The sequence below is a fragment of the Tessaracoccus defluvii genome, assembly GCF_014489575.1.
Taxonomy (GTDB): Bacteria; Actinomycetota; Actinomycetes; order Propionibacteriales; family Propionibacteriaceae; genus Arachnia; species Arachnia defluvii.
The window spans coordinates 1,843,003-1,856,684 of sequence record NZ_CP060789.1 but is presented as its reverse complement, the minus strand read 5'-3'; the positions used below and the strand labels follow the sequence as shown (position 1 = coordinate 1,856,684).

At 66.8% G+C, this 13,682-nt stretch carries 15 protein-coding genes; 10 read left to right on the top strand and 5 right to left on the bottom strand.

What is annotated here, in order from left to right; translation table 11 throughout:
• Positions 1–5: 5 nt before the first annotated feature.
• Both H9L22_RS08960 and H9L22_RS08955 read right to left on the bottom strand, forming a co-directional pair.
• Positions 6–185 carry a hypothetical protein gene (locus H9L22_RS08960; RefSeq protein ID WP_187722427.1) on the bottom strand — a complete coding sequence of 60 codons (180 nt, stop codon included), beginning with the start codon at positions 183–185 and terminating at the stop codon, positions 6–8.
• The gene (locus tag H9L22_RS08955) at positions 182–1,291 is read right to left on the bottom strand and encodes a PspC domain-containing protein (protein ID WP_187722426.1); all 1,110 of its coding nucleotides are present in this window, start codon (positions 1,289–1,291) and stop codon (positions 182–184) included. The genes H9L22_RS08960 and H9L22_RS08955 overlap by 4 nt, the downstream gene beginning before the upstream one ends.
• Before the next feature lie 114 nt (positions 1,292–1,405).
• On the opposite strand from H9L22_RS08955, the gene H9L22_RS08950 reads away from it, so the two are divergent.
• The 3 genes from H9L22_RS08950 to H9L22_RS08940 are packed head-to-tail and all read left to right on the top strand — an operon-like array spanning position 1,406 to position 3,317.
• Positions 1,406–1,714, top strand: a complete 309-nt coding sequence (locus H9L22_RS08950) for a PspC domain-containing protein (RefSeq protein ID WP_187722425.1) — start codon at positions 1,406–1,408, stop codon at positions 1,712–1,714.
• A complete protein-coding gene (locus H9L22_RS08945; RefSeq protein WP_187722424.1) occupies positions 1,675–2,658 on the top strand; it encodes a sensor histidine kinase in 984 nt (327 codons plus the stop codon). Before H9L22_RS08950 ends, H9L22_RS08945 begins: the two co-directional genes overlap by 40 nt.
• Positions 2,655–3,317: a response regulator gene (locus tag H9L22_RS08940; RefSeq protein WP_187722423.1), complete on the top strand. Its 663-nt coding sequence runs from the start codon at positions 2,655–2,657 to the stop codon at positions 3,315–3,317. The genes H9L22_RS08945 and H9L22_RS08940 overlap by 4 nt, the downstream gene beginning before the upstream one ends.
• 4 nt (positions 3,318–3,321) lie before the next feature.
• On the opposite strand, the gene H9L22_RS08935 is transcribed toward H9L22_RS08940, so the two are convergent.
• A complete protein-coding gene (locus H9L22_RS08935) occupies positions 3,322–4,482 on the bottom strand; it encodes an ROK family transcriptional regulator (RefSeq protein ID WP_187722422.1) in 1,161 nt (386 codons plus the stop codon).
• Positions 4,483–4,782: 300 nt separating this feature from the next.
• On the opposite strand from H9L22_RS08935, the gene H9L22_RS08930 reads away from it, so the two are divergent.
• From H9L22_RS08930 to H9L22_RS08910, 5 genes are read left to right on the top strand one after another with little or no spacing between them, the layout of a single operon-like run.
• Positions 4,783–5,871 (top strand): ABC transporter substrate-binding protein, encoded by a 1,089-nt coding sequence (locus H9L22_RS08930; RefSeq protein ID WP_187722421.1) that lies wholly within the window; start codon positions 4,783–4,785, stop codon positions 5,869–5,871.
• A 4-nt stretch (positions 5,872–5,875) separates the two neighbouring features.
• Entirely contained in the window at positions 5,876–6,754 is an 879-nt protein-coding gene (locus tag H9L22_RS08925) for a carbohydrate ABC transporter permease (protein WP_226966239.1), read from the top strand.
• The gene (locus H9L22_RS08920) at positions 6,751–7,347 is read left to right on the top strand and encodes a carbohydrate ABC transporter permease (RefSeq protein ID WP_187722419.1); all 597 of its coding nucleotides are present in this window, start codon (positions 6,751–6,753) and stop codon (positions 7,345–7,347) included. Before H9L22_RS08925 ends, H9L22_RS08920 begins: the two co-directional genes overlap by 4 nt.
• Positions 7,348–7,358: 11 nt before the next feature.
• Positions 7,359–7,604, top strand: a complete 246-nt coding sequence (locus H9L22_RS08915; RefSeq protein WP_187722418.1) for a carbohydrate ABC transporter permease — start codon at positions 7,359–7,361, stop codon at positions 7,602–7,604.
• Positions 7,493–9,010: a sulfatase-like hydrolase/transferase gene (locus H9L22_RS08910; RefSeq protein WP_226966238.1), complete on the top strand. Its 1,518-nt coding sequence runs from the start codon at positions 7,493–7,495 to the stop codon at positions 9,008–9,010. The genes H9L22_RS08915 and H9L22_RS08910 overlap by 112 nt, the downstream gene beginning before the upstream one ends.
• Positions 9,011–9,091: 81 nt before the next feature.
• Here the strand turns inward: H9L22_RS08910 and H9L22_RS08905 are convergent, their stop codons facing one another.
• Positions 9,092–9,364, bottom strand: a complete 273-nt coding sequence (locus H9L22_RS08905; protein WP_187722416.1) for a GlsB/YeaQ/YmgE family stress response membrane protein — start codon at positions 9,362–9,364, stop codon at positions 9,092–9,094.
• A 184-nt stretch (positions 9,365–9,548) separates the two neighbouring features.
• Here H9L22_RS08905 and H9L22_RS08900 point away from each other — a divergent pair, with 184 nt between their 5' ends.
• Positions 9,549–9,890 carry a hypothetical protein gene (locus H9L22_RS08900; RefSeq protein WP_187722415.1) on the top strand — a complete coding sequence of 114 codons (342 nt, stop codon included), beginning with the start codon at positions 9,549–9,551 and terminating at the stop codon, positions 9,888–9,890.
• A 49-nt stretch (positions 9,891–9,939) separates the two neighbouring features.
• Here the strand turns inward: H9L22_RS08900 and H9L22_RS08895 are convergent, their stop codons facing one another.
• The gene (locus tag H9L22_RS08895) at positions 9,940–11,172 is read right to left on the bottom strand and encodes a phospholipase D-like domain-containing protein (RefSeq protein WP_187722414.1); all 1,233 of its coding nucleotides are present in this window, start codon (positions 11,170–11,172) and stop codon (positions 9,940–9,942) included.
• A 71-nt stretch (positions 11,173–11,243) separates the two neighbouring features.
• Between H9L22_RS08895 and pcrA the strand changes: the two genes are divergently transcribed.
• Positions 11,244–13,664: a DNA helicase PcrA gene (gene pcrA / locus H9L22_RS08890; RefSeq protein ID WP_187722413.1), complete on the top strand. Its 2,421-nt coding sequence runs from the start codon at positions 11,244–11,246 to the stop codon at positions 13,662–13,664.
• The last annotated feature ends 18 nt before the right edge of the window (positions 13,665–13,682 follow it).

The following is a 13,682-nucleotide window of genomic DNA, read 5'->3' as shown; positions in this document are numbered from 1 at the left end:
TGTGGTTATCTGCGGGGTCGGGCCCGGCTGAGCAGTAGGCCGATGCCTCCCGCCGCGGCCAGGATCACGGCGAGAATCGGTTGGATGAGGGTGTCGGAGAGCTGCGGCGCCAGCATCAGGGTGGCCGCGAAGCCGAGGCAGGCGAGGCCGACGGCGATTGTCGCGATGTCCAGTGGCGGCTTCACGATCGTGCCCCCTCGACGATGGTGACGCGGGCGGCGGTGGCGTCGATGATGAGTTCGTGCGGCCACTCCACGTCGGTGGCGGGCCCCGCCTGTCGCCTCACGTCGCTGGCGACGGAGGAGACGCGCAGGTCGCTGACGGAGCCGGGCACCAGGATGTCGACGTCGGAGCCGACGGCGACCACCCGCACCTCGACGCCGGGATCCGCGACCAGGCCGGTGAGGTCGACCGTTTCGTCGGAGGCGATCCGGGTCACAGAGTGGGGCCCGACCTCCGCATCGCTCAGCGGGGCACCAGCGGTCTTGGCGGCCAGCCAGCCGGTGGAGGCCAGCAGTACCGCCAGGAACCACAGGAACGCCCGCGGCAATCGACGGCTGTCACGCAGGACGGCGTGCCCGATGGCGCCGAGCCCCGTCAGGGCGGTGGCCGCGGCCAGGGCGGTGACGGCGGAGCCTACGAAGACCCAGGTGGCCACCCCGACGGCAGCGCCGATCAGCGGGATCGTGATAGCCCAGCCCCAGGCCTTGGGCACAGCCAAGGCCGGGGCTGCGGCCATCACCTCGGTCGGCCGGGGCGGTGCCGGGGTGGGACGAAGGATGGACCGGGCTCCGGCCGCGCGGGCCATGTCCCGGCGCCAGGCGTCGATCAGCTGGTCATCGTCGAGGGTGGTGGTCAGATCGGCGGCGGGGGCGACGGAGCCGCCTCGCCCCCTGCGGCGCAGCAGCGAGAGGGCGATCACCGCGATGACGGCCAGCACCCAGGGGAATGAGGTGACCGACGAGACCAGGGCGACCAGGGCAATGGTCGAGCCGATCACGACGAACTTCTGCGCGCCGACGGACCAGGTGCGGAAGCTCGGCAGCAGGGAGTCGATCGGCCGACGCCCCGTCGGGCCCGCGGTCAGGAGCGTGCCCCAGCCGTAGAGGGCGGCGCCGAATCCGGCGCCGAAGGTCAGCACGATGAACGCCATCCGCACGAGCGCGACGTCGAATCCCAGCCTGTCCGCAACGGCCCGCGAGAGGCCGGAGCCGAGACCCGTGGTGTCACGGCGTGCGAGCCCGCCAAGGCGTGGATGGACCCAGGCCAGGTCGAGCTCGGTGGACGTCATGGTCCTAGTCTGGCCTGTCCGGCGGCCCGGGCTCATCAGGTATCGCCCTGAAGGGGCCCTGGGATCGGGGCCCGAGGCTGGCCCGGGACGACGCCCCGTGCCACCCTGGTATCCATGAGCAGCCCTGCCCTGGTCCCGGACACGCCCGCGCGCGTCGCACTCCGGCGACCCACGGAGGGGCGGATGATCGCCGGCGTGGCCAGCGGGCTCGCCGAGCACCTGCGGATGCCGGTGGGGGTGGTCCGGACCACGTTCGTGGTGCTCTCCTTCCTCTCCGGCGCCGGCCTGCTCGCCTACGGCGTCCTGTGGGTGCTCGTTCCCCGGCAGCGCGAGCAGGAGGAGTCCGCCGGGCTGGAGGCGGCCAGCCGGCGGGGATGCGTACCGTGGAGCGGACCGTCGGCCGTGCGGACGACGGCGTGCTGATCGCGAGCGGCATGCTCGTCCTCGGGCTGCTGTGGCTCGTCGTCACCGGCGGCGCAGTGCCCGCAGGGATCTTCTGGCCCCTCGTGATCGGCGGCGTCGGCGTCGTCACCATCTGGGTGCAGGTCGACGAGCGGGTCACCCCCGACAGGAACCGCAAGGCCGGACCGTGGCAGCGCTTCACCCGCGGCGGCGGCGCGATGAGCATCGTGCGCCTGCTCGGCGGACTCGCCCTCGTCGTCGCCGGCGTCAGCTGGATCCTCGCCACCCAGGTGGGTTTCGCGGAGCTCCCCGGCGTCCTGGGAGCCTCCGGTGTCCTCATCGCCGGCCTGCTCATCGTCCTGGCCCCCTGGCTGCACCAGCAGCGCTCCCGGATCCGGCGGGCGGACGCCGACCGGCTGCGGGCGGAGGCCCGTGCCGACATGGCCGCGCATCTCCACGACTCGGTGCTCCAGACGCTGGCACTCATCCAGCGGCAGGCCAGCGATCCCACCACGGTGGCGGCACTGGCCCGGCGGCAGGAGCGGGAGCTTCGCACCTGGCTCTACGGCGACGTCTCCAGGGCCGAGTCGCTGCGCGCTGCGCTGCAGGAGATCGTGACCGATATTGAGAGCCGATTCGTCGTCGACGTCGAACTGGTCTGCGTGGGCGACACCCCCGTCGATGACAGCATCGAGGCTCTCGGGCAGGCGGTCCGGGAGGCGGTCACCAACGCCGCCAAACATTCGGGTGCCTCGCGCATCGACGTGTACGCCGAGGTCGAGGATGGACGTGTCGAGGTCTTCGTCCGCGACCGGGGCCAGGGGTTCGACCCCGACGACGTCCCCGAGGGACGGATGGGCGTGCGAGAATCGATCCGGGCTCGGATGGACAGGTACGGCGGGACCGCCACCATCCGCTCCGAGCCGGGCAATGGCACCGAGGTGAGGTTGGAGATCGGCGGATGAGCGACGAGATGACGGACGTTGGCGGGCTGAGGGTGGTCATCGTGGACGACCACGCCATGTTCCGCGCCGGGGTGCGCCACGAGATCGGGCAGCACTGCAACGTGGTCGGCGAGGGTGAGGACGTGGCGACCGCCGTCGCGGTGATCGTCGCGACGGAGCCCGATGTGGTCCTGCTCGACGTGCACCTTCCCGGCGGCGGTGGAGCCGAGGTCATCAAGCAGGTGCTGCCCACCAGGCCCGACGTGAAGTTCCTGGCGCTGTCGGTCTCCGATGCGGCCCAGGACGTCATCGGGGTCATCCGGGCAGGGGCCCGCGGCTATGTCACCAAGTCGATCAACTCCGAGGAGCTCCTCGAGGGGATGGCGAGGGTGGCGGCCGGGGACGCGGTGTTCTCGCCGCGGCTCGCCGGGTTCGTGCTCGACGCCTTCTCCGGGGCCATCGACGTGTCCGCCATCGACGAGGAACTCGACCGGCTCAGCGTCCGTGAGCGTGAGGTGATGAAGCTGATCGCCCGCGGCTACTCCTACCGCGAGGTGGCCAAGGAACTGTTCATCTCGATCAAGACGGTGGAGACGCACGTGAGCAGCGTGCTGCGGAAGCTGCAGCTGTCGAACCGGCACCAGCTCACCAAGTGGGCCACGGACCGGCACCTGGTCTGAGCAGTCAGGCCCGCAGGGCCGCAGGATCCGCCAGGCCAGCGTCTCGCGCGATGAGTGAGGCACCGGTGAGGACGGCGTCGTCTCGGAGGGTGGTTCGACGGATAGGGGACGGCGCCCGCAGCCGTTCCGACACGAGTCTGTCCACCAGGTCGAGGAAGTCTGGACCGAGGAAGAGCGGGTATCCCCCGAGCGTGACGGCGTCCAGACCGTCCAGTTCCACGAGGATCACCACAAGGCGTGAGACGGCCACCGCGACGTGTGAGATCCCCTCCGCCGCGCGCCGATCGCCGGCTGCTGCTGCGGCGGCGATGGCCGTGGCGAGGCGAGTGATCCGGTTCGGGCCGGATGGCACGGTGACGTGGGGTGCTGCGGACGCCAGCGTGTCAATGGACACGAACGCGTGGGCGCATCCTGTGCGACCGCATGAGCACGGCCGGTCCTCGAGCCCTAGCGGGACATGTCCGGGCTCTCCCCAGCGGGCGGGTAGATCCAGGTTGATCCTGCCGTCGATGGCTCGAGCCATAGTGGCCCCAGCACCGATCTGAAGGTGTACGGCGCGGCTGGCATCCCGGAGTTGAGGCTGACGGGAGTTGGCGAGACAAGCGGCCTCGGCAAGGTCCAACACAGCGTAGGGACGGCCCGCCGCGAGCTGACGAAAGGAGTTCTGCACCGGCACGTCGCGCCACCCCCAGATCGGGTGGCTCATCCCCAGGTCCGCACGCCGGGCGGGCATAGCGAAGCCGAATCCGATCAGCTCATGGTGGATCTCCGCACGGATCTCAACAAGTAGGTCGCCCATGGCCTGCTCCAGCTCCAGCGGCGTGGGCTCCGGTGGAACGGAGCAGGCGGCGCGCGCCAACTCAGTGCCATCCAACCCCAGTGCCATGAGTTCTACCCGGTCAATGCGGACATCGATACCCAACGAGGCGTAGCGGTCCGGCGAAGCTTCGAGCAGGGTGAAGGGCCGTCCGCGTGAGGCCACTGACCCACCCTCACGCAGCAGGTCCAGCTCGAGCAGGTCCCCGACGATCGCTGTCAGGGCAGCCCGGCTGAGGCCCAGTTCAGCCGCTAGTTCGGCGCGGGAGCTCGGCCCCTTGCTGAGGATGCTGCTCAGAACACGAACGAGGTTCTGGCGGCGCAGATCTGCGGTCCGGTGGGCAGTCATCGTGCCGGGCTCTCCTATACCTGTTGCTGCCGACGGGTTGACGGGTGAACCCTACACCGCCCATAATAAACGACATGAATTAAGCCTGCGAGGGCTAACGAAAGGACATCGATGTCTAGGTTCAATCTCACCCGGAGGAGTCTGCTCGGCGCGGGTGCCCTGGGGGCCCTCGGGTTAGGGCTGTCGGGCTGTGGAGGCAACGGTGGAAGCGCCGGTGGAAGTGGCGGTGGCGGTGGCGGGAAGCTGACGTTCCTCGTCCTCGGGCCGAGTCAGGAGCTGACTGCCTACCTGACTGACACCTTGGTTCCCGGCTTCGCGAAGGAGTCAGGCATCGACGTCGAGGTCCAGACCTCCGACTGGGGCTCGGCCTTCCAGAAGGTGACGACAGGGGCTGCTTCCAACTCCCTTGCGGACGTGCTCGTCATCGGCGGTATCTGGGCAGCACCCCTCGCCGACAAGAACGTCCTGCTCGATCTCACCGATCGGATCTCGGCTTGGGATGAACGCGGGCAGATCTACGAGAAGATGCTCGATGATGGCGCGTATGAGGGTAAGAACTACGCGGTCCCCATCGCGGCTGATGTGCGTACCGGAATCTACCGTCAGGACCTGCTTGAAAAGGTTGGCGTAGGCTCATTGCCCCAGACCTGGGATGACTTCCGTGCTGCCGCCGAGGAGCTGAAGGGCGCCGAGGGGATCGTCGCCCCCATCGACTTCGGAATCGACAAGTCCATCGGCCTCCAGCAGGCCTTTGCCCAACTCTTCCTTCAAGCCGGCGGCCAGTACTGGACTGATGGTAAGGCCAGCTTCAACTCGGATGCAGGAAATCGGGCGCTCTCGTTCTTCGTCGACCTCTACCAGGCGGGCCTCGCCGATCCCAACATGGTTTTCTCCGGTAATGGGCCGCGCCCCATCATCGCCGGTCAGGCCGCGATGAGTCTCGGTGGCGTCCAGATCCTTGGGAATGCCGAGAGCAACAACAAGGAACTGGCTGAGAAGCTCGTTGTCGGACCCGGGCTCAAGTCGGAGGCGTCATCCGAAGCGAGATCCGTTGCGTGGATCAACAAGTTGGCGATCGCGAAGGGAACGAAACGAGCCGACGACGCATGGGAGCTGGTCCGGTACCTTGCGGCCGCGCCTCAGTTGTCTGAGGTGTCCCGCCTCTATGACGCGCTGCCGCCCCGGCGTGACCTGGCAGATGCCGACTGGATGGACGAACGGCGCAAGGGGATCCTGGCGACTGCAGACTCGGCAGTCTCCCAGCCTCCGAACCCGAAGATGATGGCTCTCGGTCCCGAAGTGAACTCGCTCCTCGAACCCGCGATCCGCGGATCTGTGTCCGTCGCCGAGACGCTCAAGGCGATCGATGCGAAGGTCGACAGTCTCTGACCGGGTGGACCTCGAGCGCAATCAACGCAGGGCGGGCCGCTGGCTCATCAGCCCTGCGCTGATTGCGCTCCTGGTGACCACCCTGGTTCCCCTTGCGTTCGCAGGGGTCTTGTCCTTCACAAGCTATGACCTGCTCAGCAGCCCTCGGTTTGTCGGTTTCGACAATTATGTGCAGTTGTTCACCGATCCCCGCTTTGCCAAGGCGATCGGAAACACGGTCTACTTTGCGCTTGGTCAAGTGGCTATCGGTGTGGTGGTCGCGCTCCTCGTGGCGATGCTGTTCAACCGTCAGCTTCATGGCGGAACGGCAATGCGTACGTTGATCTATCTGCCGCAGGCGATGAGTTACGTCACCGTCGCGCTGCTCTGGTCGTTTCTGTACGACCCGTACGTGGGGCCGATCAATCAGATCCTCAAGGCAATCGGGATCGGGCAGGTCAACTTTCTGACGGACCCGAATCTTGCCATGACCTCGATCATGGCCATCAGTCTGTGGCGCAACCTCGGGTACTTCATGATCATTCTGTTGGCCGGGCTCAAGGCCATCCCTCCGGAACTGCCGGAGGCTGCGCAGGTCGATGGGGCGAACTGGCTCCAGCGACTAGTGCATGTGACAGTGCCTCAGCTTGCCTCGCCCCTCTTGTTCGTTGTTGTCACTTGGCTGATGGGTGGGCTTCAGATGTTCACACAGTCCTACGTCATGACGCAGGGCGGGCCGGTCAGCTCGACGCGCACCATCGTCTATGACATGTACGAATCGGCCTTCCTGAGGCTTGAGGTCGGAAAGGCGAGTGCCATCGCTGTGTTGCTCTTTCTGGCTGTACTTCTGCTGGCGGTCGTGCCTCGGCTGGTGGCCGCGCTCAGGCACAGGAGCATCGCATGAGGTGGCGTAGTTTCCTCAGCTCCGGCGCGGCTCATCTCGTCGCGCTCCTCCTGACAGCGTTGTACCTGGTGCCGCTGCTCTATATGGTGATGGTCTCTTTGGTGCCCACAGGGGAGTCGACGCTCGAGTTGCCCGGTCGGCTGGCGTGGGAGAACTACGGTGCTGCCATCGCGGCCAGCGACTTTCCTCTCTTCTTCGTCAACTCCACGCTGGTCGCGGTAGTGGCATCGGTAGCCCAGATTCTGCTGAGCTGCATGGCAGGATATGCCTTGGCGAAGCTCCCAGTCAGGCACGGCAATACCATCATGCTCCTGCTGATCGCTCTCCTCGTGCTGCCACCCGAGATCGTGATGGTTCCGCTCTTCGTCATCTCCAATAAGTTCCCACTGCTGGGAGGCAACGATCTTTTCGGCTCCGGTGGTATGGGGATGCTCGATACCTATGCCGGTCTGATCCTCCCGCATCTTGCCTCCGCACTCGCCATCTTCCTTATGCGGCAGTTCTACAAGGACCTACCTGATGAACTGGGGCAGGCGGCACGGGTCGACGGAGCCGGGGAGTGGCGCATCTTCCTGCGGATCTATACCCCCTGACGCTTCCTGCCGTGGCAGTTGTTGCCGTCCTGACCTTCCAGTCCACCTGGAATGACTTCCTTTGGCCGCTGATTCAGGTGCGCAGCAATGACATGCGCACGCTGCAACTTGGGCTCAGCGTGTTCTACCAGGAGAACTCGACGCAATGGAACCTCCTGATGGCCGCGGTCATCCTGATGAGTATTCCCGTGATCGCGATCTTCATCTTCGGTCAGAGGTTCTTCACCGATGGCATCTCGGCGGGGGCGGTCAAGTGACCCGCCTGAACTTTCTGCTGATCCAGACAGATGACCAAGGGCGGTGGGCCGTCCCTTGGCGCATGCCCGAGCTCCCCATGCCGAACCTCGAACGATTCGCGAGGGATGCACTGGAACTGGACCGGTTCTACTGCGCTTCTCCGGTGTGCTCCCCATCTCGTGCGTCCGTGCTCACAGGTAGGCTCCCTTCAGCCCACGGCGTGCACGATTGGCTCGTCGGGGCCCGTCATGGAGATAGCTGGCCAGATGACTATCTGGCTGGGCAACCGACGACGCCGGAGGTGCTGGCCAGGGTCGGGTACCAGTGCGCGATGAGTGGCAAGTGGCACGTTGGGGATTCACGTCGTCCTGCTCCCGGGTTTGAGTACTGGTACGCGCACCGCTTTGGTGGCGGCGACTACTACGGAGCGCCCATCTGGCGCGAAGGGGAGGAGTCCACCGAGGAGAGGTACTTCACACGCGCGGTGACCCAGCAGGCGGTTGAGTTCCTGCAGACCCGCGACCACAGCCGACCCTTCTACCTTCAGGTCAACTACACGGCCCCGCACCACCCGTGGGTGGACAGTCATCTTCCTGAGTACCTTGACAAGCTGGATGGAGTCGAGTTCGACTCGGTGCCCAGGCTGCCGCGACATCCCTGGGCAGAGGTGCGAGACGAGTTTGATGACGCGTTCGCCGATCCCGTTCCTCAACTCAAGGGGTATGTGGCTTCCTTGATGGCAGTCGATGAGGGGCTGGGGCACCTTCTTGGAGAGTTGGAAGCGCAGGGGCTCCTGGAGAACACGGTGGTCGCGTGGTTCTCCGACAACGGCTTCTCTTGTGGACACCATGGGATCTGGGGCAAGGGCAACGGAACATACCCGCTGAACTTCTTCGACAACTCGGTCCGGGTTCCGTGTGTGGTCCGGATGCCAGGCGGAGCGACCGGAATCTCCGACGAACTCTTGAGTGCAGCCTCCTGGCACGCGACTATCTGTGAGCTTGCAGGCGTCAAGGCACCGGAGGATGGCTACAGCGTTTCGGAGTCATTCGCCGACGTACTCAGGGGCCGCCGGACCTCGCCCAACGAGGTGGTGGCGGTTGTCAGCGAGTATGGCGACGGCCGCATGGTCACAGACGGCCAGTTCACACTCGTGCTGAGGGATGGCGGGCCGGATGAGTTGTACGACGGAGCTTCTGACCCGGGGCAGACAACAAACCGGATCTCAGATCCGCGACTAGCGAGTGTCCGGGAGCACCTGAGCCGGCAGCTTGATGACTGGTTCCGGAAGGGTGAGAGGCCGGGATACTCAGGACAGCGGCGTGGCGTATCCGGCTACGGGCAGGTCCACCCGGTCAGCCGGGGGGTGTCACCTGAGCGATCCTACGTGGGCTTGGGTGCGGATTCACTCGACGGCACAGCCTGACGCGCCAGCCGAGAGGGGACAGACGAACGCCGCGGCGCCGACCTGAGGGTCGGCGCCGCGGCGTTTTCTCGTCGAGGAAGGTCAGACCTTCTTCTTGGTGACGAGTCCGTAGATGAACAGGACGACGAGTGCGCCGATCACCGAGGTGATGATGCCGCCGATCGAGAGATCAGGGCGTCCGAAGTCCAACTTGCCCTCGAACAGGAGGCTTCCGATCAGCCCTCCGACGAAGGAACCGACAATGCCGAGAAGCATCGTCGCGAGCCATCCACCACCCTGGGTACCGGGCATGATGGCCTTGGCAATGGCCCCTCCAAGGAGGCCAACAATGATCCATACAATGATTGTCCACATGCCTCTACTCTTGCATCATGGGTGGGTCAAGTAAAGGGTTTGGGCACCCTGAATCCACCCTGAGTGGCCCATCGCCCCTTGTCAGGGCACTGTGGGGGGCAGGGTATCGCGTCTGGAATCCCCGCGGTGACGAGTCGTGAAACTGCTTAGCGACGCCGTGTCGCAGCCAGGTAGGGTGGCTGGTATGGAAATCGTTGCGAACGTCCTCGTCCTGCTCCACCTCGTCGGCTTCGCGGCCCTGTTCGGTGGCGCCTTCGTCCAGCTCAAGGGCCCCACCCGTGTCATCAACCCCGCCATGTTCCACGGCGCCCTGACCCAGGTCGTCACCGGCCTCCTGCTCGTCGGCATGCTCGAGATGGGCGACGGACCCGTCAACCACGCCAAGATCGCCGTCAAGGCGGTCGTGCTCGTCGCGATCCTCGTGCTCGTGCTGATCAACCGGAAGAAGGAGGGCGTCGCGCCCGGCCCGTTCTTCGCGGTCCTCGGCCTGACGCTCCTGAACGCGGGCATCGCCGTCTTCTGGTGATCGGTTCTGCCTGACGGCGGCCGGGTCTCCCGGCCGCCGTTTGCGTTTTCTAGAAGAAGGGCCGCCAGGGGGAGAGGAACGACTCGGTTGCCTTGGCGACCAGCGAGCGCCGCAGCCAGCGGGCCTCGTCGATCTCGATGGTGTTCGACAGATCGATCCGGTAGATCTCCTCCATCCGCGCGGCCACGTCGGCGTCGGTGATCTCCAGGTTGACCTCATAGTTGCCCAGCAGGCTCAGCCGGTCCAGGTTGGCGGTCCCAATGGTCGACCAGTGGCCGTCGATCGTCCCTGTCTTCGCGTGCACCATGGCCCCCTGGTACAGGAACAGCCGGATGCCCGAGTGTAGGAGCCGCTCGTAGTAGCCCCGCGACAGCCAGTCGGCCACGATGTGGTTCGACCGCTCGGGGATGATGATGCGCACGTCGACCCCGCGCCGGGCGGCGTCACGGAGCGCGGCGACGAAGTCGTCGTCCGGCAACAGGTAGGCGTGCGTGAGCCAGATCCGCTCCTGGGCACGGTCGATGGCCTCCAGGTACATGTTGCGGATCGGGTACACCTGGATGCGCGGGGTGTTGCGGTGCATGCGGAGGCGCGACTCCCAGCCGCGGACCGGGTTGTCCGTGATCGGACGGCGCCGCCGGCCCAGGTTCTGGTTCCAGAAGTCGATGAAGGCGTTGTCCAGTTCGGCGACGCCCGGGCCCGTGATGCGGGCGTGCGTGTCGCGCCAGCCCGTCGCATACAGGGCGCCGATGTTGTAGCCGCCGACGAAGCCGACGGCGCCGTCCACGCACAGCAGCTTGCGATGGTCGCGCCCCCAGGAGCGGGGGCGCCACGGCACGGGCAGCGCCGGATAGTGGAGCGTGGCGATGTCGTCGGAGAGCTGCCGGTAGAAGGGACGCGGGACCACCAGGTTCGCGAACCCGTCCCAGATGGCGTGGACCCGCACGCCGCGGGCCGCCGCCCGGTTGAGGGCGTCGACGAACGCGCGGCCGGTGGCGTCCGCCTTCCAGATGTAGGTCTCGAAGTAGACGTGGTCTTCCGCCGCGTTGATCGCCTGCAGCATCGCGTCGAAGAGGTGCTCGCCGTAGGTGTAGACGGTCACCTCGTCGTCCTCGACGGTGACAGGGGAGGGCGCGACGACCGGGAACCGCCTCATCTTGCGCTTCTTCTTCCGCAGCGACTCGACCAGGGTCAACGTGAGCATCGCGACGATCTGCAGGATCACCACGGACGCGGTGATCCTGTTCAGGATCCGGCCGAGGGCCGCCAATCTCGAGCGCATGGCCGTCAGCTTAGCGAGGGGGCCCGTCGCGGCCGGTCGCCCCCGTCCCAGCCGGTAGTCTGGGCCGCGACATGAGCGACTCCCTGTTCCCTGATCTCTTCGCCGCCTTCCAGCCGGACACGCCCTCCGCGTCGACCCCGCGGACAGACCCGCGGGACGGCGGGGGACACCGTCGAAAGGTCTCGGAGGAGGAACTGCTCGAGGGGCTCAACCCGCCCCAGCGGCAGGCCGTCGTGCACCGTGGCGCACCCGTCCTGGTGGTGGCGGGCGCAGGCTCCGGCAAGACGCGGGTGCTGACGAGACGCATCGCCCACCTCGTCTCGCAGCGGGACGTGCATCCCGGGTCGATCCTCGCGATCACCTTCACCAACAAGGCGGCGGCGGAGATGCGCCAGCGGGTCATCGACCTGGTCGGCAACCGCGCCAAGCTGATGTGGGTCTCCACCTTCCACTCGGCGTGCGTGCGCATCCTGCGCGCCGACATCGACCGGCTGGGGATCTCCAAGAACTTCTCCATCTACGACGACGCCGACGCCAAGCGCCTCATGTCGATGGTGTGCCGCGACCTGGAGATCGACCCGAAGCGGTACCCGGTGCGGGCGGTGATGAACGCCGTCAGCAACTTCAAGAACGAACTCGTCGACTTCGAGACCGCTTCAGGCGACGCCGCGACGCCGCCGCAGAAGACGTACGCAGAGGCCTACTCCGAGTACCAGCGTCGCCTGGGGGCCGCGAACGCGCTGGACTTCGACGACCTCATCATGACCGCCGTCATCCTGATGCGGGCCTTCCCCGACGTGCGGGAGAAGTACCGCCGCCGCTTCCGCCACGTGCTGGTCGACGAGTACCAGGACACCAACCACGCGCAGTACGCGCTGGTGCGTGAGCTGTGCGCCGCGGCACCGGCGGACGGTGTCGTCGAGGGCTCGCCGACGGTGGAGCCCGCCGAGCTGATGGTCGTGGGCGACTCCGACCAGTCCATCTACGCCTTCCGCGGTGCCACCATCCGCAACATCCTCGACTTCGAGAAGGACTTCCCGGGCGCGGAGACGGTCGTGCTCGACCAGAACTACCGCTCGACCCAGAACGTGCTGACGGCCGCGAACGCCGTCATCTCCCGGAACAAGGGGCGCCGCGACAAGCAGCTGTGGTCCGACCTCGGCGAGGGCGACCTGATCACGGGCTGGGTGGCCGACACCGAGCAGGACGAGGCGCAGTTCATCGCCAGCGAGATCGACGCACTGCAGGACAGGGGCGACAGCACCTACGGCGACACCGCGGTGTTCTACCGCACGAACGCGCAGTCACGCGCGTTCGAGGAGGTCTTCATCCGCGTCGGCCTGCCCTACAAGGTCGTCGGCGGTGTCCGCTTCTACGAGCGGCGCGAGATCCGCGACGCCATCGCCTACCTGCGCGCCATCGTGAACCCCGCGGACGACGTGTCGGTGCGACGGATCCTGAACGTGCCGAAGCGTGGCATCGGCGACAGGGCGGAGGCGGCGGTCTCGCTGCTGGCCCAGTCGGAGCGCATCACGTTCTTCGAGGCGCTCGAGCGCGCCTCGGAGGCCAGCCTGGCGACCCGTTCCCACAAGCAGATCCAGGGGTTCGTGGACGTTATGACCATGCACCGGGTGATGGTGGCCCAGGGCAAGCCTGCCGACGAGGTGCTGGCGTCGATCCTGAAGGAGTCCGGCTACCTTCCCGAACTCGAGGCCTCCACCGATCCGCAGGACATCACGCGCATCGAGAACCTGGTCGAGCTCGTGTCGGTGGCCGCGGAGTTCGTCGCTGCCGCCAACGCCGTCGACCTGGACGCCGAGGGCAACGAGTCCGGCCTCGCCGCCGGCATGCCTGAGCCCGACGACTCGCTGGCGGCGTTCCTCGAACGCATCGCGCTGGTCGCCGACTCCGACCAGGTGCCCGACCATGAGGACGGCAAGGGCGTCGTCACGCTCATGACGCTGCACACCGCGAAGGGCCTCGAGTTCGACACCGTGTTCCTGACCGGCCTCGAGGAGGGCATGTTCCCGCACATGCGGGCCATGACGGACCAGGCCGAACTGGAGGAGGAGCGGCGCCTGGCCTACGTGGGCATCACCCGCGCCAGGAAGCGCCTCTACCTCAGCCGTTCCCAGGTCAGGGTCACGTTCGGCGCCCCGGCGTACAACCCGCCGTCCCGGTTCCTCGACGAGATCCCGCAGCACGTCCTCGACTGGCGCCGCACCGGGGCCGCGACGACGACGTGGGCCAGCAGCGCCGCCACCCGCAACCGCTCGACGAGCGCCTCCTTGCAGAGTTTCGGCAAGGGGAGCGCACCGGCCCGCCCCATGGTGGCGCTCACCATCGGCGACAGGGTGCTGCACGCGACGTTCGGCATGGGCAGCGTCCTGGCCGTGCACGGCCACGGCGACGCCACCAAGGTCGACGTCGACTTCGGCTCGGCCGGCTCCAAGCGGCTGAGCCTCAGGCACGCCCCGATGGAGAAGCTCTGACGGCGCCGGCGCCGGAGA